The following is an 18,704-nucleotide window of genomic DNA, read 5'->3' as shown; positions in this document are numbered from 1 at the left end:
GCATCACCACGGCAAATGAATTAAACGAGTTGCCAGCATCGCGAGCCAGACTCGCCCCTGCAGGCAGCGTCAAACCGAAGGAAACTCTCTTTATGAAGTCTGTTCTAGCCTTGCTCTCTGTATTGGCATTGCCGGTGATGGCCGCCGAGCCGACCCTGTACGGGCGCTACGAATACATCAAGTTGCCGGAAATCGGTGAAACCCTGAAAGCCAAGATGGACACCGGTGCCCTGACCGCGTCGCTGTCGGCCAAAAACATCCAGACCTTTACCCGCGATGGTGACGACTGGGTACGCTTCCAGCTGGCCACCGAAGGTGCGAGCAGCAAGGTGTATGAACACAAAGTGGCACGCATCAGCAAAATCAAAAGCCGCGCCGATGAAGACGAAGACAAGGACGCGAGCGAAAGCGCCAAGCGCCCGGTGGTTGATCTGGAAATGTGCCTGGGCAATGTCAAACGCACGGTTGAGGTCAACCTCACCGACCGCAGCAGCTTCAACTACCCGCTGCTGATCGGTGCCAAGGCGTTGCGCGAGTTCGGTGCCGCGGTTAACCCGGCCCGTCGTTATACGGCAGACAAGCCTGATTGCTGATGCGACCTGGCCCTACCCTGCGGGGTAGGGTCAACGCTTGAGCAAGCCTCGCAGGCTGATCCACGCCGGTATGCCCAGCCCTATCCAGCTCAGCGAATCCCAGGCGCCATCGTCCAGCAGTGCGCAGAACAACCCGGTGGCGCCCACCAGGGCTATCGCCAGCGGAATGGAAAACACTTTCCAGAAACTCGACTGACGCGGTTTCATCGGGTGCTCTCCTGTGCCGCGCGGCGACGTACCCACCACAGGTACAGGCCACTGCCCAGGACCACGATGGTCAGCAGGTCGAGTGCCGCCCACAGGATTTTCATCGGCATGCCGCCGTAGTCGCCAAAGTGCAGCGGCTGCGACATGCCCATGGCATCCATGTACCAGGGCCGTCCGGCCACGGCGGTGACTTCAAGGTTGCTGGCGTCGATCAGGACCGGAGTCAGCAGGTGTGAGGTCAGATGAGTACTGCCTTTCATGAACACCGAGTAATGGTGTTCGCTGGAGAACCGGGTGCCGGGGAAGGCGATAAAGTCCGGCTGCATGTCGGGTGCTGCCCTGGCGGCGATGTGCAACAGATCACTGGCAGGTGCCAGGTGAGTCAATGGCGGGGCGTCGCGGTAGGGTTCGATCATGGCGCTGAGGGTTTCAGCACGCCAGGCAGCGATGATCAGGTCGGCGCTGGCGCTGATCACCCCGGTCACGCCCACCACCAGTGCCCAGGTCAGGGTCACGACGCCAATCAGGTTGTGCAGGTCGAGCCAGCGCAGGCGCCGGGATTTGTCGGTGCGCACGGTGGCGAAGTCATGGCGGCGCATGAACGGCAAGTACAAAACGGTGCCGGAGATGATCGCCAGTACGAACAGGATGCCCATGAATGCCAGCAGCAGTTTGCCGGGCAGGCCGGCAAACATGTCCACGTGCAGACGCAGCATGACCATCATGATGCCGCCGTTGGCGGAGGGCACATCAATCGCCTCGCCGGTGCGTGCATCGAGCATGAAGGTATGGGACGAATTGGGTTCGGTACCTGCGGTGGGGGCCATGATGGTCAGGACGGCGTTGGGTTCATCGTCGTCCCAGCCGAAATACTGCATGACCTCGCCCGGCCGGTGGGCCTGTGCGGCGAGCACCAGTTGTTGCAGATCGAGGGTTGGAGTACCGGCGGGCAATTCCTTGACCTGCGGCGCGTCGCCCAGCAGATGGTCGATTTCATGGTGAAAAATCAACGGCAGGCCGGTCAGCGCCAGCATCAGCAAAAACGCGGTGCAAATCAGGCTGGTCCAGGTGTGAATGAAGGACCAGCGGCGGATGGTTTTGCTTTTCATGACATTCCCAAATGCAAAAACTCCCCTGCAGGAGCGAACTTGTCTCGCGATGCCGGCCCCTCGGTAGGGGATGATTTCATCGCGAAGCAAGCTCGCTCCTGCAGGTGGGTATTGGTGTTGCGTTTAGCGGGTTACCACTTGTAGTTGACGCTGGCCATGATGTTGCGGCGGTCGCCGTAGTAGCAGTAGAAACCATCGCAGGTCGACAGGTATTGCTTGTCGAACACGTTGTTGGCGTTAACCGAAACCGTGGCGCCCTGCAGTGATTTGTTCATCTTGCCAAGGTCGTAATGCACCGCCGCATCGTAGACGGTATAGGCGTCTGTATGACCGTAGGAAGCGTCCGGTACATAGGCCATGCTGCCAATGGCGATGTTGTCGGTCTCGCCGATGTAGCGGGCACCAAAGCCTACGCCGAAGCCTTCCAGCGCGCCTTTGTGCCAAGTGTAGTCAGCCCAGATAGAAGCCTGATGCTCGGGGGTCAGCGGCAGTGGACGGTTCTTGTCCAGCGGGTCGGACACCTTGGTCATTTTGGTGTTGGCGTAGGTATAGGCTGCCGTCAACTTCAGGTTCTCGTTAACGTTGCCCACCGCTTCCAGTTCCAGGCCACGCACGTTGGCTTCACCCAGCGGACGGCTGACGCCCAGCGTATCGCTCAGCACAATGTTCTTGCGGGTCAGGTCATAGACTGCGGCGGTAAACAGCATGTCGCTGCCCGGAGGCTGGTACTTGAGGCCCAGTTCGTACTGCTTGCCGGTGCCGGGCTTGAATGATTTGCCGGCAAAACCGCCCGGTTCGGCCTGGAAGGATTCGGCGTACGAAACATAAGGCGTGAAGCCGGAATCGAATACATAGCTCAGTGCGGCATTACCGGTAAAGGCGCTGTCGTCACGTGTGTCGCGGGCATTTTTCTCGTTGTAGAACGTGGTGTCGGTGTGCAACCAGTCCTGACGTCCGCCAAGGGTCAAGCGCCAGTTGTCCAGAGCCATCTGGTCTTGCAGGTAAAGACCGGTGTCGCGGGTTTTCTGGTTGTAGTCGTTGTAGGTGGTGTATTTGACGTTGCTGAAATCCTGCCCGTAGATCGGGTTGATGATGTTGCTGGCAGGCGCGGCGCCGTAATCCCATTTGTAGTTGGTATTGACGCGCTGATGGTCGAGACCGATCAACACGGTGTGCTTGATTGCGCCGGTGTCGAAGTCGGCCTGGAAATTGTTGTCCACGGCGAACTGGCTGATGTCTTCATCCACCACGTTGGCCCCGCGCTCAACCGTGCCATCGTCTGCCACCGAGCCGTAGTAACCGCCCGCCGTGATGCCCTGGAAGGCCAGATCGCTTTTGGTGTAGCGCAGATTTTGACGGAACTGCCACACGTCGTTCAGGCGGTGCTCAAACGCATAGCCCAGTGCGTAGTAGGTCTTGTCGTAGAACTCCCACTTCGGATCACCGAGGTTTTCGTGATACTTCACTTTGCCCGCAGGCGTGGACACCTTGGTGCCTTGCAGCGGCAAGAACTGGCTGGTGATCCCGGTGTCATCACGGTTGAACTGGCTGAGGAAGGTCAGCTTGGTGTCTTCGTCAATGTTCCAGGTCAGGCTCGGTGCAATGTTGTAGCGCTTGTCTTCGTTGTGGTCGATGGCGGTGTTGCTGTCACGCACCACGCTGCTGACGCGGTACAGAAAACGTCCTTCATCATCAATCGGGCCGGTGCTGTCGAAGCTGATCTGCTTGCGCTGATAGCTGCCGATCTGCATCTGTACTTCGTGGCTGGCGCTGTCTTCCGGGCGCCGGCTGACCATATCCAGCAGGCCGCCGGCAGGTGTCTGGCCGTAGACCGATGACGCCGGGCCGCGGAGCAGGGCCACGCGTTCCAGGTCCCAGGTTTCAAGCTTGGGCATGGCATAGGTGCCCTTGGGCAATGGCAGGCCATCGAGGAACTGGGTTGGCTCGAAACCTCGCACCTTCAGCCATTCTGCACGGCTGTCGCTGCCATAGCTGCTGGCCGTTACGCCCGGCATGTAACGCACCGCATCATCCAGGTTTTGCACCGCCCGGTCCTGCATCTGGCTGCGGGTGGCGACGGAGATCGAGCGCGGGGCTTCGAGCAGGGACGTGTCGGTCTTGGTGCCGGCGGCGGTACGTTGGGCGAGGTAGCCGTCCACCGGGCCCCACGGGCTTTCATAGCTGCTCTGGCCGCTGATGGTGGTGGCTTCCAGCGCCACCACCCCTTCAGGAATGGCGATCAGGCTGAAGCTGCCGGCGCTTCCCGGCACCAGTTGCAGGCCACTGTCGCGCAATGCCTCGCGCAATGCAGTGCTGGCCTCGAACGAACCCTGGACCGGGGCTGACGTTTTACCTGCAACCAGGGCCGGGTCGATGGCCAGGGTGATACCCGACTGGCTGGCGATCTGGTTCAGGGTGGCGGCCAGCGGTCCGGCGGGCAGGTTGTAGCTGCGCGCAGTCGGGGCCTGTTCGGCGGCGATGACGCAGGTGCTGGTCAGCGGGATGCTGAGGGCGATGGCTACGGCTAACAGGCCAGGGCGCAAAAAGGTGTCGAGGGAGCGGGACATTCGGCGGGTTCCTGAATGGAAATGTTTCTCAATGACTATCTGCCGAACGAGATCCGAAAAGTGATAGGGCTGATTGAAAATAATTTAGATTTAGTTTTTTGCCGGCCTGGCGCTGATGGTGACCCACCACGGGGTGTGCTGTTCAATCTTCACCGGCAAGGCGGGCAGCAGGGCATTGAGGGCCAGCTCGACGTTGTTCAGCGCGAAGCTGCCGCTGATGCGCAGGTCGGCGACGTCGGGGTCGACGCCCAGGTGGCCGCGTCGATAGCGCTTGAGTTCGTGCACCATGTCGGCCAGGCGTACGTTGTCGAGTACCAGCATGCCGCGGGTCCAGGCGTCTGCCCCGGGGTTGACGGCGAGCATCTGGCCCAGGTAATCGCGGTGCATCAGCACTTGCTGACCTTCGGTGTAGATGATTTCGTCGACGCTGTTTTCGGGATGCGCTGCAACCCGCGACTGCAGCACGCTGAGGCGGGTGCCGTCGTCTTCGCGCCGGACCAGAAACCGCGTGCCCAATGCTCGCAAGCTGCCATCACGGGTTTGCACGACAAAAGGCCGGGGGTCGCCATGGCCGGTCTCGACCATGATTTCGCCTTCTTGCAGGACGATGCGTCGCGTCGTGCCATCAAAGCGCACATCGACTGCGCTGTGGGTGTTGAGGTTCAGCAGGGTGCCATCGGCCAGGCGTAACTGGCGTTGCTCGCCGGTGGCGGTGCGGTGATCGGCCATCCAGTAATCAACCGGCAGGTAGTCTTTGCTGGCGAACAAGGTCAGCCCGCACACCAGCGCAATACTGGCCAGGCCGCCGCCGATTTTGCGCACCTGTTGCTGTACGCCGCTGCGGGCCTTGAGCAAGGCGTTACGCGCCGGGACACTGGTGCTGCTGAAGCGGTGATCGAGCATGCCCAGTTGCATCCAGGCCCGCGCGTGCTCTTCGCTGGCGCTGTACCACTTGTTGAATTCGGCTTGCTCCAAGGCGCTGCCATTGCCGCAGTCCAGGCACAGTTGCCAGGCAATGGCAGCATCCAGCACGGGTGCCGATACCGGTTTGGAGCTGACCGGGCTCATGCCGGCTCGCCATACAGGGCGATGTAGCACTGGCGGATGCCCTGGGCCAGATATTGGCGCACGCGGGGCACCGATACGCCGAGGCGTTGGGCAATTTCAGCGTGGGTCAGGCCGTCGATACGGCTATAGAGGTAGGCCGCCCGGGATTTGCTCGAGAGTTTGGCCAGCAGGCGGTCGATGGCTTTGAGGTCTTCGAGGATCAGTTGCTGCTCTTCGGGCGAGGGTTGCTCGGCATCGGGGATCAGCATCAGCTCGTTGAGGTAGGCCTGTTCCAGGGCAGCGCGGCGAAAATGGTCAAACAGCAGGCCTTTGGCAATGGCGGCCAGAAAAGCCCGGGGTTCGCGGGGGGCCTTGAGGTCTTCACGGCCCAGCAGGCGCACGAAAGTGTCCTGGCTCAAGTCTTCCGCCCGTTGCGGGCAGGCCACATTGCGTCGCAACCACGCCAGCAGCCAACCGCGATGGTCGCGGTAAAGCGCTCCAACCAGTTCACTGTGGGGGGTTTGGACTGACGACAAGGGCATCACCGAATACATGCATTAACTAACGATAACTATTCGCGATTGTGTCAGAGGCAATGGGCATGCGCAATTGACACTCATCGGAAGGTAAATAGCCTGCAGGCGCGAGCTCTTTGGCGCAGCCATGAAAGGCGCGCGAGCAAGCTCGCTCCTACCGGTGTGAAGTCAGCTGTGGTGTCGCTTCAGGAGTCGAGTCCGGTGTCAGAAGCTATGGGCTTGTTTGCGTCGCTGCCATTGGTTTAGCCGCTGCTGCAGGGCCAGGGGGCTGTCGATCTGTTGCGTGCGTGCGCGGCTGAACAGGATCAACGCCAGTTCGGCTGTGACCAGGGCGTCGGCGCTGGCGTTGTGGCGGTCTTCGACTTGCAGGTTGAAGTGCCGGATCCAGTGATCAAGCCCCGCCTCTCGCGGATTGACCTGCGGGCACAGCATCGGCGCCAGGGCCGCCACATCCAGAAACGGGTGCTGCAGGCGGTAGCCCAGGCTGTCTTTAAGGGCACGCCCCAGCATGTGCTGGTCAAATGGGGCGTGAAAGGCCAGCAGCGGGCTGTCACCGACAAAGGCCATAAAGTCCAGCAGGGCATCCACCGGATCACTGCCCGCGGCAATTGCTTCCGGGCTCAGACCATGCAGCAACACGCTGGGGTTGAGGGTGTTGTCGGGGCGCAACAGGGTGCGTTCGAACGCCTGGCCCAGATCGATGGCACCATCTTCGATGACCATCGCGCCAATCGACAGCACCTGGTCGCGATTGAGGTTCAGGCCGCTGGTTTCCAGGTCGACCACCACCCAGCGCTGTTGGCGCAGTGAGGCCTCGCTCAGCCCGGGTGGTGCCGGCAGTTGCAGCACCCGTTGTTGTTGCTCAGGGCTCAAGACCGGCTTTTTACGCGGCAGCAACCAGGACAGCAGGCTCATAGTTGATACCGCAGGGCCAGGCTGCTCTGCAGGCGCTGGGCCTGGCGCAGGGCTTCACGCAGGATGCGCCGGTCCAGCTGGTTCAGGCTGTCCGGGTCGACACGGTTGGAATACGGGCGGTTTTCCCGGGTTTGCAACTGGTGCTGTTGCATGCGGGTTTGCTGGATGAAGTGGTAGGCCTCTTCATAGGCCGCGCCATCCAGTGCCTCGATCACTTCCTGGGTCACCAGCTGGCGCAGGCGTTCCAGGGTGTTGTTGGCTTCCACGCCGTGGGCCAGAGCCAGCAGCCGTGCACCGTCGACGAACGGCGTGAGGCCCTGCACCTTGAGGTCCAGGGTGGCTTTGTCGCTGCCTTTGCGCTCCAGTACAAACTCACGGAAACGCCCCACCGGTGGGCTATGGCGCAGGGCGTTGGCGGCCATCATGCGCTGGAACAGGCGGTTGTCGGCCACTTGTTCGAGAATGCCGCGGCGCAGTTGCTGGCAGCCCTGTTCGTCACCCCAGACCACCCGCAGGTCGAAATAGATGCTCGAGGCCAACAGGTTTTCGGGGGTTGCCTCGCGAATGAAGGCGGCGAAACGGCGGGCCCATTCGGCGCGCGACAAGCACAGTTCCGGGTTGCCGGCCATGACATTGCCCTTGCACAGGGTAAAGCCGCATGCCGCCAGATGATGGTTGATCTGCTGTGCGATGGGCAGCAGGCGCTGGCGGATTTCAGCGGCCTGGGTGGCGTCCCTGGCCTCGAATAAAATGCCGTTGTCCTGGTCGGTATGCAGGGTTTGCTCGCGTCGCCCTTCGCTGCCAAAGCACAGCCAGCTGAAGGGCACGCCAGGATCGCCACGGTCGGCCAGCACCAGCTCGATGACCCGGCACACGGTGTGGTCGTTGAGCTGGGTGATGATATGAGTGATCTGGGTTGAGGACGCGCCGTGGGCCAGCATGCGTTCCACCAGTTGCCCGATCTCGCCGCGCAGGCTGATCAGGTTTTCCAGCCGGGGGGCATGACGGATGGTGCGGGCCAGATGAACCAGGTCAACCCGTTGCAGAGAAAACAGATCGCGCTCGGAGACTACGCCGCACAGGCGCTGATCCTTGACCAGGCACACATGGGCAATATGGCGCTCGGTCATGGCGATGGCGGCGTCGAAGGCGCTGTGATCGGGGGACAGGTAAAACGGCCCGGGGGTCATGTACAGGTCGATGGTTTGGGCGAAATCCTGAATCCCGCTGGCCACCACCTGGCGCAGGTCGCGCAGGGTGAAGATGCCCAGCGGCGCTTTGTGCCCGTCCACCACCACAATGCTGCCCACCTGCTGTTCGTGCATCAGGCGCACAGCTTCACGCAGTGCGGTGTCCGGCAGACAGGTCACCGGGTGGCGCATGGCCAGTTCACCGAGGCGGGTGTTGAGTGAATATTGCGTGCCGAGGGTTTCTACGGCTTTCCGCTGCACCTGTTGATTGACCTTGTCGAGCAAGCTGCTGACGCCACGCAGGGCAAAGTCGCGGAACTCGTCGGACAGGGCGAACAATTTGATAAATGCAGGCTTGTTCAGTTGTAGGCAAAAGGTGTCTTCGGCGGCCAGATGTTCGGTACGGGTGGCGCGCTCGCCCAGCAACGCGGCCAGCGGAAAGCACTCGCCGGCAGTGATTTCAAAGGTGGTCTCGGCGTCTTCACGGCCTACATGGGTCCGTTCGCCCACCACCCGGCCCTGCTTGACGATATAGAAGTGATCCACCGGCCCGTCAGTCGGTCGGATGATGCTCTCACCGGGCCCGTAGAAGCGCAGCTGGCATTGCTCCACCAGGAATGCCAGGTGCGTATTTTCCATTTGGTTGAAGGGCGGGAATCGCTGCAAGAATTGCATGGTGCCGTGAATGTTCTGCAGCACCGCAGTTTTCCCTGCCTGGAGAAATGCATCCGATTTACTCATTACCATTACCGCATTGTTGTTATGACGGGACGGGGCGGGCCCATGGCGTGTTGTGACCCTCATGCTCGGTTGTCTGGGCGCGGGTGCCCATTGGACGTAAGTCTATGGGGAAGAGGCCTGTTGAAGTTTTTGCGAATGCTTACAGACTATTTCCTTGTTTACCCTGATGCCGGACTTGGAATTACTCTGATCTGGGTGCACATTGATCCGATCAAGGATTAACCGACTTTAACGCTGGGATATTTGACCGGCAGGACAGTTTACGAGAGCCGCATGACTGAACACGACATATTGACCGACGCCGAACGCGAGGCCTTGAACGAGGTGATGCGAACACCTGTGCCGGAGCAGCATGGGGTGTTGATTGTTGACGATGATGAGTTGGCCTGCGAGTTGCTGGCGGAGTTTTTGACCTTGAGCGGCATTGAGTGTGTGACCGCAAGAAATGAACGTCAGGCGCTGGCGTTGTTGAAGTCTGAACACTCCATCGGGCTGATACTCACCGATTTGCGCATGGTGCCCCACGATGGCCTGCACCTGATCCGCAAAGTGCGCGCATCCGAGCGGGCAAGCATGCCGATCATCATCATGTCGGGCGATGCAGGAGTGCGTGATGCCATCGATGCGATGCACCTCAACGTGGTGGATTTCCTGCTCAAACCTATCGACACCGCCAAGTTGCTCAAGCTGATCAAGCAGGAACTGGCGTTGTAGCCCGGCACATGGCCGCAATGCGGTTCGCTTGAACAACGGCGATCTCAACTGCAGGGGCGAGCTGGTGCGGGAGGGCTTTAAACAATAACGCCGTGTTTACAGGGTAAACACGGCGTTATTGAGAATATCCCGGGACCCGCAAGCCCCTGCAAAGACAGCGCTCTGCAGGGGCTTGCGGTTTTCGGGGTTTGTTACAAACCATTCCTGGCTTTGAACTCGCGACGACGACGGTGCAGAACAGGCTCGGTGTATCCGTTTGGCTGTTTGCTGCCTTCGATCACCAGTTCAACCGCTGCCTGGAAGGCGATGTTGCTGTCGAAGTCCGGTGCCAGCGGACGGTACAGCGCGTCGTTGGCATTTTGACGGTCGACCACCGGAGCCATGCGCTTGAGGCTTTCAAGTACCTGGGTCTGGTTGACGATGCCATGGCGCAGCCAGTTGGCGATGTGCTGGCTGGAAATGCGCAGCGTCGCACGGTCTTCCATCAGGCCGATGTCATTGATGTCCGGTACTTTCGAACAACCAACGCCCTGGTCGATCCAGCGCACCACGTAACCGAGAATGCCCTGGGAGTTGTTGTCCAGTTCGTTCTGGATCTGCTCGGGCGTCCACTGCGGGCTAACGGCCAGCGGGATGGTCAGGATGTCGTCCACGGAGGCCGGGGCGCGTTTGGCCAGTTCGGCCTGACGGGCGAACACGTCAACCTTGTGGTAGTGCAGCGCATGCAGGGCGGCTGCCGTCGGCGAAGGCACCCAGGCGGTGTTGGCGCCGGCCAGCGGGTGAGCGATTTTCTGCTCCAGCATGGCAGCCATCAGGTCGGGCATGGCCCACATGCCTTTACCGATTTGCGCACGACCTTGCAGGCCAGTACTCAAGCCGACATCGACGTTGTTGTTTTCGTACGCGCTAATCCATTTCTCGGACTTCATGTCCGCCTTGCGCACCATTGGCCCGGCTTCCATCGAGGTGTGAATCTCGTCGCCAGTACGGTCCAAGAAGCCGGTGTTGATAAACACCACCCGCTCGCTGGCGGCCTTGATGCAGGCCTTGAGGTTGATGGTGGTGCGGCGCTCTTCGTCCATGATCCCGACTTTGAGCGTGTTGCGTGGCAGCTTCAGGACATCTTCGATGCGGCCGAACAGCTCGTTGGTGAACGCCGCTTCTTCAGCGCCGTGCATTTTCGGTTTGACGATGTACACCGACCCGGTGCGGCTGTTGGTGCGGGTCGCTTTGCCATTGAGGCTATGGATCGCTGCCAGGCTGGTCAGCAGGCCGTCGAGAATGCCTTCAGGTACTTCGTTGCCGTCTTTGTCGAGGATCGCATCGATGGTCATCAAGTGACCCACGTTACGCACGAACAACAACGACCGGCCGTGCAGGCTGACAGTGCCGCCGTCGGGCGCGGTGTATTCGCGGTCCGGGTTCATGGTGCGGGTGAAGGTTGTGCCGCCCTTGGATACTTGCTCGCTCAGGTCGCCCTTCATCAGGCCGAGCCAGTTGCGGTAGATCACCACCTTGTCGTCAGCATCGACGGCGGCGACTGAGTCTTCGCAGTCCATGATGGTGGTCAGCGCGGCTTCCATCAGCACGTCTTTGACCCCGGCAGCGTCGGTCTGGCCGACCGGGCTGGCAGCGTCGATCTGGATTTCGAAGTGCAGGCCATTGTGTTTGAGCAACACGGCGGTCGGTGCCGCGGCCGCGCCGTGGTAGCCGGTCAGTTGCGCAGTGTCGCGCAGGCCGCTGCTGGCGCCGCCCTTGAGGCTCACCTGCAAGGCGCCGCCAACAATGGCGTAGCCTGTGGCGTCAACGTGGGAACCTGTTGCCAGGGGCGCGGCGTCGTCGAGGAAGGCGCGGGCGAAGGCGATCACTTTGTCGCCACGGACCTTGTTGTAGCCTTTGCCCCGGGTGGCGCCATCGGTTTCGCTGATGGCATCGGTGCCGTACAACGCGTCATACAACGACCCCCAGCGGGCGTTCGAGGCGTTGAGGGCAAAGCGCGCATTCATCACCGGGACCACCAGTTGGGGACCTGCCATGCGGGCGATTTCGTCGTCGACGTTCTGTGTCGTTGCCTGGAAATCCGCCGCTTCTGGCTGCAGATACCCGATGTCTTGCAAGAAGGCTTTATAAGCCACGGCGTCATGGGCCTTGCCGGCCTGAGCCTGGTGCCAGGCGTCGATCCGCGCCTGCAAATCATCGCGTTTGGCGAGCAGTGCTTTGTTCTTGGGTGCCAGGTCATGAATAACCTTGTCGGCACCGGCCCAGAACTGGTCGGCGTCGAGGCCGGTACCGGGAATGGCTTCGTTGTTTACGAAGTCGAACAGGACTTTGGCGACCTGCAGGCCACCGACGTGAACGTGTTCAGTCATTGCTTGCCTCACTCATTTTTATTTAAAGCCTGGAGCGCTTCTTAAAACACCGCGTTAGCTCATGCTGGCGGGGTTGTGCGGGGTGTAGCAGACACCTTGGCGAACCATATTACAAATTATGTAGTGGTCGCCAAGGGATACTACATGATCAATTGCAGATGTGAAAATCAGACTAATCACGTCGTTCTGCGACCATTTGTACGCTATCGGTCATACAGAAGAACAGGATGTTCTCAAGAATTGTACAGCTTGTTCCAGATAATTCTAAAAACAGTACACAATTTGTTTTTTCGAGGTGTTTTTGTGGCACCTGAAGTGGCACCCGAGGTCTTGCCTATACTCATCCGACCCCTAACAAGAGAGTCCCCGCCATGAACCATCTTGTGATTACGGTCTTTGCCCCGGACAAGGCCGGGCAGGTCGAACGTATTGCCCAATGCATCGCCGAGCATGGCGGCAACTGGCTGGAAAGCCGGATGTCACGGATGGCCGGGCAATTCGCCGGGATCTTGCGCGTAGGCGTGCCGGCTGAAGCCCATGATGAATTGATCGCTGCGCTGCACGGCCTGGCGCCGGACGGGATTCGGGTGTTGATCGCCGAAAGCGGGATCGAGCAGTCTTGCACCTGGAAGCCGATTGCCATGGATCTGGTGGGAAATGACCGTCCGGGCATAGTGCGCGACATTACCCGGGTGCTGACGGAGCAGGGAGTGAATCTGGAGCGTCTGGTGACGGATGTGCGACCCGCGCCCATGAGCAACGAGCCGCTGTTTCATGCCGAGGCCATTCTGGCGGTACCGCTGACGCTCTCGCTGGAGGTGTTGCAGGCGCGCCTGGAAACCCTGGCCGACGAGTTGATGGTCGGGCTCGAGTTGCGCCCCGAGGACTAGGGGCCGGCCCTGCTGTTGCGCAGGGCCGTGTTGCGCGAAGCTGGTTTGGAATGATTCAGCCTCGCTTCCCGCGCTGCACAACAGCAGAACCTGCGTGCTGTGGAAACTGATTGAGCACGCCCCCTATCCCCGGCGCAGGGTCAGCACTGCATCAAGGGTATAGATCGCCAGACCGGCCCAGATAAACATAAAGGCCATCAGTGTGGCTTCTGACAGATGCTCGCCAAACACCCACACCGCCAGAATCAGTACCAGTGTCGGCGCGATGTACTGCATAAAGCCCAGGGTGGTGTAGGGCAAGTGCCTTGCGGCGGCGTTGAAGCTCACCAGCGGGATCAACGTTGCCGGACCTGCAGCCACCAGTAGCCAGGCTTCCTTACTGCTCCAGAACTCCGTATGGGCACTGTTGGCCTCGGGGTGCATGAGCAGCCAGCCAATGGCGATGGGCACCAGAATCCAGGTTTCGACCACCAGCCCGGGCAGTGCCTTGACGGGCGCCTGTTTGCGGATCAGCCCGTAAAAGCCGAAGCTCAGCGCCAGCACCAGGGACACCCACGGCAGGCTGCCCACTTGCCACACCTGCTGCGCCACGCCAAGGGCGGCAAGCCCTACGGCCAGCCATTGCAGGCGGCGTAAACGCTCCCCCAGCAGCAGCATGCCAAGCAATACATTGACCAGCGGGTTGATGTAGTAGCCGAGGCTGGCTTCCAGCATGCGGTCGTTATTGACCGCCCACACATAGGTCAGCCAGTTGACCGCAATCAACAGCCCGCTGATGGCCAGCACGCCGAGGCGCCTGGGGTTGTCGCGCAGTTCCTGCCACCAGCCGGGGTGTTTCCAGAACAGCAGCAACAAAGAGCCGAACAGTGCGGACCAGAGCACCCGGTTTACGATGATCTCGGCCGCGGGGACACTGGCCAGGAGTTTGAAGTAGAGCGGGAAGATGCCCCAGATGATATAGGCGGTGAGGCCTAAAATGTACCCGCGACGCGGGTTGGCGGCTTGCATGCAGAGTCCTTGCTTAGGCAACTAACGGATACGGAACAGGCCAAGAGTGTAAGCAGGTTTTACAGATTGCGAGCAAAGTTTTTGTAGGTCCGGGCTGTTCGTTTACCGGGTAGTTAAAAACCCGCGAACAAGCTCGCACCTACAGAAAACGGAGGGGGTCAGAACAGCTTCAGCGGTTCTTCATTGAGCGCTGACAGTTGCTCGCGCAAAGCCAGCACCTGGTCGCCCCAGTAGCGCTCGGTGCCAAACCACGGGAAGCTGTGGGGGAACGCCGGGTCGTCCCAGCGGCGCGCCAGCCAGGCGCTGTAATGCATCAGGCGCAAGGCCCGCAGCGGTTCGATCAACGCCAGTTCCCGCGGGTTGAAGTCATGGAACTCGCTGTAGCCGTCCATCAATTCTGACAACTGGCCCAGGCATTCCTGACGATCACCTGCAAGCATCATCCACAGATCCTGCACCGCAGGCCCCATGCGGCAGTCGTCGAGGTCGACGATATGGAACACTTCATCACGGCACATCATGTTGCCGGGGTGGCAATCACCGTGCATGCGGATGTTGGTGTGCGGGGTGGCGGCGTACACGTCTTCGACACGCTTTAGCAGGTCACGGGCCACGGACTCGTAGGCCGGCAGCAGGCTGCGCGGGATGAAATTGCCTTCGAGCAGGGTGGTGAGGGAGTCGTGACCAAAGTTCTTCACCCCCAGCGCTTCGCGGTGTTCAAACGGCTTGGTTGCCCCCACGGCATGCAGGCGCCCCAGCAGTTGCCCCAGACGGTACAGCTGGTCGAGATTGCCGGGCTCCGGCGCACGGCCGCCCCGGCGCGGAAACAGGGTGAAGCGAAAGCCTGCGTGTTCAAACAAGCTCTGGCCGTTGTGAATCATCGGTGCGACCACCGGGACGTCAAGGTCGGCGAGCTCGAAGGTGAAGCGGTGTTCTTCGAGGATGGCTTCGTTGGTCCAGCGTTGCGGTCGGTAGAATTTGGCGATCAGCGGTTCCGAGTCTTCGATGCCGACCTGGTACACGCGATTTTCGTAGCTGTTGAGCGCGAGCACGCGGGCATCGCTCAGGAAACCGATGCTTTCGACGGCGTCGAGCACCAGATCAGGGGTAAGTGTTGCAAACGGATGAGACATGCTGACTCCTGCGCGCAGCAGGCTGCCGCGTCCGGCCATGCATGTTAGCGCAGACCGGGAACGATCTGGCACTAAACCTGTGGCTGCCGGCGATTGAGGCACAACGCCGGCTCCCACAGATGGGCCTGCGGTCATCAGGCGCCGATGATGCCGCCATCTTCGCGACTGATGGCCATGACCGAAGAGCGTGGCTTGCCGTTGGGCAAGTGCTCGGGGAAGGTCGATCCACCGTTTTCACCGGGATGCTGGATGCCGACGAACAGGGTTTTCTGGTCTGGCGAGAAGCTGATGCCGGTCACTTCGCAACCGATCGGCCCGACCATGAAACGGCGGATTTCACCGCTTGCCGGGTCGGCACAGAGCATCTGGTTATTGCCCATGCCGGCGAAGTCCCCGCTATTGCCGGAATCGCCATCGGTCTGGATCCACAGGCGTCCGGCGTCGTCGAAGCCCAGACCGTCGGGGCTGTTGAACATGTTTTGCGGGGTGATGTTGGAAGAACCACCCTTGGCTTGTCCGGCATGCACCAGCGGGTTGCCGGCGACTACAAACAGGTCCCAGTCGAAGGTGTCGGTGCCGTGATCGTCGTTGCGGGCTTTCCAGCGCAGGATCTGTCCGTAGACATTCTTCTCCCGGGGGTTGGGCCCGCCGACCGGTTGCCCGTCTTCGCCGCGCTTGGCGTTGTTGGTCAGGGTGCAATAGACCTGCCCGTCCTTGGGGCTGACCACTATCCATTCCGGGCGGTCCATGCGCGTGGCATTCACCGCGCTGCCTGCCAGGCGTGCGTGAATCAGTACTTCGCCCTGGTTGGCGAAGCCGCCGGCGGAATCGATGCCGTTTTTGCCATGGCTCAATTCAACCCACTGACCCTGCCCCCTGGGCAGGTCGGGGTTTTTGTCGCCGTCGTCAAAGCGGGCAACGTAAAGGGTGCCGTGGTCCAGCAGGTCGCGATTGGCCTTGGGGTCTTTATGGTTGATCCGGTCGCGGCTGATGAATTTGTAGATAAATTCGCCGCGTTCGTCATCGCCCATATAGACCACCGCCCGGCCATCGGCGGTTTCGGCCAGGGCGGCGTTTTCGTGCTTGAAGCGGCCCAGCGCTGTGCGTTTGACGGGCATCGAGTGCGGGTCGAACGGGTCAATTTCCACCACCCAGCCGTGGCGATTGAGTTCGTTGGGGTTGACCGCCAGATCGAATCGCGGGTCATGGGGGTGCCAGTTGATTTCTTTGCTGGCGGCCACGGCGCCATAGCGTTTTTGCGCGGTGTCGAAGGCTTGCCTGGGGTCAGAACTGCCGAAACAGTCGGTGAAGTTCTCTTCACAGGTCAGGTAGGTGCCCCATGGGGTTTTGCCATTGGCGCAGTTCTGGAAGGTGCCCAGGGCCAGGGTGCCGGTGTTGTCGGCCCGGGTGCGCAGCAAGGCATGACCGGCCGCCGGGCCACCCAGGCGAATTGGTGTATTGCCATGTATGCGCCGGTTGAACGGTGAGCCCTGGGCAAACGCCCATCCGTTGCCGGTGCGGCGGATTTCAATGACCGATACGCCTTCACTGGCCTGGGCTTTATGCACTTGTTCAAGGGAGGCGGGCATGCCGCCGTGGGGGTACAGATAGCGGTAGTTGGTGTATTCGTTGTTGATGGCCATCAGGGCACGGTTCGGATCATCGGCGAAGGCGAACAGGCTCATGCCGTCATTGTTGTCGCCGAATTGCACTTCCTGGTCCCTGGCCGAGCCGTTACCGCCGGGGTCGAACGCCGGGCCTGCGGCGTGCAGTGGCTGACCCCAGCTGATCAGTACGCTGGAGCGATAGCCGGGTGGCAGGCTGATACTGTCAGTGGTGGCCGCCTTGATACTGTCAAAACCCAGCAACGGGCTGGAGGCGGCGCTGATGCCGGTAGCCAGGGCGCTGCGGCTCAGCAGGCCGCCGCCCAAAAACATGGCAGCACCGCACAAGGCGCCGGCGCCGATAAAGCCACGTCGACTGAGGCCGATGATCTGCTCAAGGTCGGTGGGTTGGTCTTCTTTTAACAGGGTCATGTCAGGCTCGGCTCGCAGACGATTTTGCCAGCCACCATAAGCCGCGGGTATGACAGCCGTGTTGCAAGCGGCCGTGGTGGCCGTTACAGCGGGGTGCCCAACAACACCAGCGACGGCGAGAACTGCACCTGGGTTGCATCCCCCGTCTTTGCGCCAAGTATTTCAAGGTGTTGCGGCTCGCTCAGGGCGCACAAAACCTGGCCGCCGGACAGGCTGATGCGCACTTCGCTGGGGCCATCGTCGGCGTGGAGAATTTGCTCAATGCGCCCCTGCAGATGATTGTGCCCCAGGGCTGGCGCCTGTTTGGCAGCCACCAGTTGCAGCCAGCCGGCCTTGATCAGGGCGACCACCGGGCTGCCGATCTGCAGTTCCAGGCGCAGGGTACTGTCGCGGGTGATTTGCGCGTGCAGGCTCAGACCGCCCGCCAGGGCGAGCTCAATCATGTCGTTATGGCCATGGCTGGATATGGCAGTCACGTTGCCGTGCAACTGGTTGCGGGCGCTGGTTCTGAGCATCAGGCGCCCCAGCAGGTCGAGGTCTTCGGTGTCTTCGGCGGCATCCAGCACCTGGCTCTGTAGCACCTGCAAGCGCTGGTAAAGACGCAGTACCCGCTCTCCGGCAACGGACAGCCGCGCCCCGCCCCCGCCTTTGCCGCCAACGCTGCGCTGAACCAGTGCGGTTTGCGCCAGGTTGTTCAGTTCATCAATGGCATCCCATGCTGCCTTGTAGCTGATGCCCGCACTTTTGGCCGCCGCAGTGATCGAGCCCTGTTCGGCAATGTGCTGTAACAGCGCAATACGCTGCGGGCGGCGGACCATGTGTTGTGCAAGCAAGGAGGGCAGGTGCATGACGGTGGATTCGCAAGGCGGCTGGAAGCCCGGAAAGTGCCTGTTCAACCCGGGCCCGTCAAGGCGCTCCGTCAGGTTTCGGGGTGCGGGCCAGGCAATACACGTCGACCCGCCGCGCCCCGGCTTTGAGCAGCAGGCGCGCCAGGCTTTCAGCGGTGGCGCCGGTGGTCAGTACGTCATCAATCAGCGTCAGGTGCAGGCCCTGGACCTGCGCTCCCGGGCTCAGGCCGAAGGCTTGCAACAGATTGCGCTTGCGGGCTTTGGCGTCCAGCGCCTGTTGCGTGGGGGTGTCCTGGGTGCGCAGTAACCAGTGTTCTCGGCAGGGGATGTTCAGCCGGGCACTGAGCCAGTGACTGAGCATGGCTGCCTGGTTATAGCCACGTTGGCGCAGGCGCTGAACGGACAGCGGTACCGGCAGCAAGAAGTCGGGTCGCTCTTGGCCGCAGTTGAAGCTATCAAGCAGGCATTGGCCGAGAAGTTCGGCCAACAGCCGGCCATAGGGCCATTTACTGTTGTGTTTGAAACCCACGATCAGGCTGTCGACCGGAAAGCCGTACGCCCAGGCCGCATGCACCTGCTCGAACGCAGGCGATTGCTTGAGGCAGTCACCGCAGGTCAACCGGGCCGCCGGGAGTGGCAAGGCGCAGCGCAGGCAGCAATCACCCAGCCAGGGCAGCTCAGGCTTACAGGCACGGCAGATCGGTAAAACGCCCTTGAGCGCTTCATCGCATAATAAACAGGTTTGGTTATTAAATAGCCAGATGTCAACCAGTCTAATCCAATGTGGTTGACAGTTCATCT

General features: G+C 60.9%; 16 protein-coding genes. 3 read left to right on the top strand and 13 right to left on the bottom strand.

From position 1 onward, the window contains the following. The first annotated feature begins 92 nt into the window (after positions 1-92). Positions 93-593, top strand: coding sequence for a retropepsin-like aspartic peptidase RloA2 (gene rloA2 / locus JQ845_RS18560; protein ID WP_004419495.1), 501 nt, complete (start codon positions 93-95; stop codon positions 591-593). 30 nt (positions 594-623) lie between these two features. Here rloA2 and JQ845_RS18555 read toward each other — a convergent pair whose 3' ends face one another. The 7 genes from JQ845_RS18555 to JQ845_RS18525 all read right to left on the bottom strand — a co-directional run bounded on the left by JQ845_RS18555 (position 624) and on the right by JQ845_RS18525 (position 8,905). Further along, positions 624-800 (bottom strand): hypothetical protein, encoded by a 177-nt coding sequence (locus JQ845_RS18555; protein WP_004419493.1) that lies wholly within the window; start codon positions 798-800, stop codon positions 624-626. Continuing rightward, complete coding sequence (locus JQ845_RS18550) at positions 797-1,909, bottom strand: PepSY-associated TM helix domain-containing protein (RefSeq protein ID WP_004419491.1); 1,113 nt, start codon at positions 1,907-1,909, stop codon at positions 797-799. Before JQ845_RS18550 ends, JQ845_RS18555 begins: the two co-directional genes overlap by 4 nt. Positions 1,910-2,040: 131 nt before the next feature. Next, positions 2,041-4,476: a TonB-dependent siderophore receptor gene (locus tag JQ845_RS18545; RefSeq protein ID WP_203009342.1), complete on the bottom strand. Its 2,436-nt coding sequence runs from the start codon at positions 4,474-4,476 to the stop codon at positions 2,041-2,043. A gap of 90 nt (positions 4,477-4,566) precedes the next feature. Beyond that, positions 4,567-5,544: a FecR domain-containing protein gene (locus tag JQ845_RS18540; protein WP_004419488.1), complete on the bottom strand. Its 978-nt coding sequence runs from the start codon at positions 5,542-5,544 to the stop codon at positions 4,567-4,569. Further along, entirely contained in the window at positions 5,541-6,065 is a 525-nt protein-coding gene (locus JQ845_RS18535) for an RNA polymerase sigma factor (RefSeq protein ID WP_165439574.1), read from the bottom strand. The genes JQ845_RS18540 and JQ845_RS18535 overlap by 4 nt, the downstream gene beginning before the upstream one ends. Before the next feature lie 198 nt (positions 6,066-6,263). Beyond that, positions 6,264-6,974, bottom strand: a complete 711-nt coding sequence (locus JQ845_RS18530; RefSeq protein WP_004419485.1) for a 3'-5' exonuclease — start codon at positions 6,972-6,974, stop codon at positions 6,264-6,266. Then, positions 6,971-8,905: a putative nucleotidyltransferase substrate binding domain-containing protein gene (locus JQ845_RS18525; protein WP_160626628.1), complete on the bottom strand. Its 1,935-nt coding sequence runs from the start codon at positions 8,903-8,905 to the stop codon at positions 6,971-6,973. Before JQ845_RS18525 ends, JQ845_RS18530 begins: the two co-directional genes overlap by 4 nt. Positions 8,906-9,178: 273 nt before the next feature. Between JQ845_RS18525 and JQ845_RS18520 the strand changes: the two genes are divergently transcribed. Next, positions 9,179-9,619: a response regulator gene (locus JQ845_RS18520; protein WP_203009341.1), complete on the top strand. Its 441-nt coding sequence runs from the start codon at positions 9,179-9,181 to the stop codon at positions 9,617-9,619. A 191-nt stretch (positions 9,620-9,810) separates the two neighbouring features. Here JQ845_RS18520 and JQ845_RS18515 read toward each other — a convergent pair whose 3' ends face one another. Next, the gene (locus tag JQ845_RS18515) at positions 9,811-11,988 is read right to left on the bottom strand and encodes a malate synthase G (protein ID WP_004419480.1); all 2,178 of its coding nucleotides are present in this window, start codon (positions 11,986-11,988) and stop codon (positions 9,811-9,813) included. Positions 11,989-12,359: 371 nt separating this feature from the next. Between JQ845_RS18515 and JQ845_RS18510 the strand changes: the two genes are divergently transcribed. After that, positions 12,360-12,878, top strand: coding sequence for a glycine cleavage system transcriptional repressor (locus JQ845_RS18510; RefSeq protein ID WP_004419479.1), 519 nt, complete (start codon positions 12,360-12,362; stop codon positions 12,876-12,878). Between the two features lie 123 nt (positions 12,879-13,001). On the opposite strand, the gene rarD is transcribed toward JQ845_RS18510, so the two are convergent. The 5 genes from rarD to JQ845_RS18485 all read right to left on the bottom strand — a co-directional run bounded on the left by rarD (position 13,002) and on the right by JQ845_RS18485 (position 18,702). Then, the gene (gene rarD, locus JQ845_RS18505; RefSeq protein WP_004419477.1) at positions 13,002-13,886 is read right to left on the bottom strand and encodes an EamA family transporter RarD; all 885 of its coding nucleotides are present in this window, start codon (positions 13,884-13,886) and stop codon (positions 13,002-13,004) included. A gap of 158 nt (positions 13,887-14,044) precedes the next feature. After that, on the bottom strand, positions 14,045-15,019 hold the full coding sequence (locus JQ845_RS18500; protein ID WP_004419476.1) for a serine/threonine protein kinase: 975 nt from the start codon (positions 15,017-15,019) through the stop codon (positions 14,045-14,047). 134 nt (positions 15,020-15,153) lie between these two features. After that, entirely contained in the window at positions 15,154-17,055 is a 1,902-nt protein-coding gene (locus JQ845_RS18495; RefSeq protein ID WP_203009340.1) for a PhoX family protein, read from the bottom strand. Between the two features lie 83 nt (positions 17,056-17,138). Beyond that, on the bottom strand, positions 17,139-17,903 hold the full coding sequence (locus tag JQ845_RS18490) for a TOBE domain-containing protein (protein WP_203009339.1): 765 nt from the start codon (positions 17,901-17,903) through the stop codon (positions 17,139-17,141). A 58-nt stretch (positions 17,904-17,961) separates the two neighbouring features. Next, positions 17,962-18,702, bottom strand: a complete 741-nt coding sequence (locus JQ845_RS18485) for a ComF family protein (RefSeq protein ID WP_203009338.1) — start codon at positions 18,700-18,702, stop codon at positions 17,962-17,964. Positions 18,703-18,704: the final 2 nt, after the last annotated feature.

Source organism: Pseudomonas paraversuta, from assembly GCF_904063065.1.
Classification (GTDB): Bacteria; Pseudomonadota; Gammaproteobacteria; order Pseudomonadales; family Pseudomonadaceae; genus Aquipseudomonas; species Aquipseudomonas paraversuta.
This window is presented reverse-complemented; position numbering and strand designations above follow the sequence as displayed.

Excerpts from the sequence above, each read along its gene's own strand:
- JQ845_RS18520 (WP_203009341.1), top strand. The coding sequence starts at position 9,179 with ATGACTGAACACGACATATTGACCGACGCCGAACGCGAGGCCTTGAAC.
- rarD (WP_004419477.1), bottom strand. The coding sequence starts at position 13,886 with ATGCAAGCCGCCAACCCGCGTCGCGGGTACATTTTAGGCCTCACCGCC.
- JQ845_RS18500 (WP_004419476.1), bottom strand. The coding sequence starts at position 15,019 with ATGTCTCATCCGTTTGCAACACTTACCCCTGATCTGGTGCTCGACGCC.
- rloA2 (WP_004419495.1), top strand. The coding sequence starts at position 93 with ATGAAGTCTGTTCTAGCCTTGCTCTCTGTATTGGCATTGCCGGTGATG.
- JQ845_RS18545 (WP_203009342.1), bottom strand. The coding sequence starts at position 4,476 with ATGTCCCGCTCCCTCGACACCTTTTTGCGCCCTGGCCTGTTAGCCGTA.
- JQ845_RS18525 (WP_160626628.1), bottom strand. The coding sequence starts at position 8,905 with ATGAGTAAATCGGATGCATTTCTCCAGGCAGGGAAAACTGCGGTGCTG.
- JQ845_RS18485 (WP_203009338.1), bottom strand. The coding sequence starts at position 18,702 with ATGAACTGTCAACCACATTGGATTAGACTGGTTGACATCTGGCTATTT.
- JQ845_RS18540 (WP_004419488.1), bottom strand. The coding sequence starts at position 5,544 with ATGAGCCCGGTCAGCTCCAAACCGGTATCGGCACCCGTGCTGGATGCT.
- JQ845_RS18510 (WP_004419479.1), top strand. The coding sequence starts at position 12,360 with ATGAACCATCTTGTGATTACGGTCTTTGCCCCGGACAAGGCCGGGCAG.
- JQ845_RS18535 (WP_165439574.1), bottom strand. The coding sequence starts at position 6,065 with ATGCCCTTGTCGTCAGTCCAAACCCCCCACAGTGAACTGGTTGGAGCG.
- JQ845_RS18550 (WP_004419491.1), bottom strand. The coding sequence starts at position 1,909 with ATGAAAAGCAAAACCATCCGCCGCTGGTCCTTCATTCACACCTGGACC.
- JQ845_RS18495 (WP_203009340.1), bottom strand. The coding sequence starts at position 17,055 with ATGACCCTGTTAAAAGAAGACCAACCCACCGACCTTGAGCAGATCATC.
- JQ845_RS18555 (WP_004419493.1), bottom strand. The coding sequence starts at position 800 with ATGAAACCGCGTCAGTCGAGTTTCTGGAAAGTGTTTTCCATTCCGCTG.
- JQ845_RS18530 (WP_004419485.1), bottom strand. The coding sequence starts at position 6,974 with ATGAGCCTGCTGTCCTGGTTGCTGCCGCGTAAAAAGCCGGTCTTGAGC.
- JQ845_RS18515 (WP_004419480.1), bottom strand. The coding sequence starts at position 11,988 with ATGACTGAACACGTTCACGTCGGTGGCCTGCAGGTCGCCAAAGTCCTG.
- JQ845_RS18490 (WP_203009339.1), bottom strand. The coding sequence starts at position 17,903 with ATGCACCTGCCCTCCTTGCTTGCACAACACATGGTCCGCCGCCCGCAG.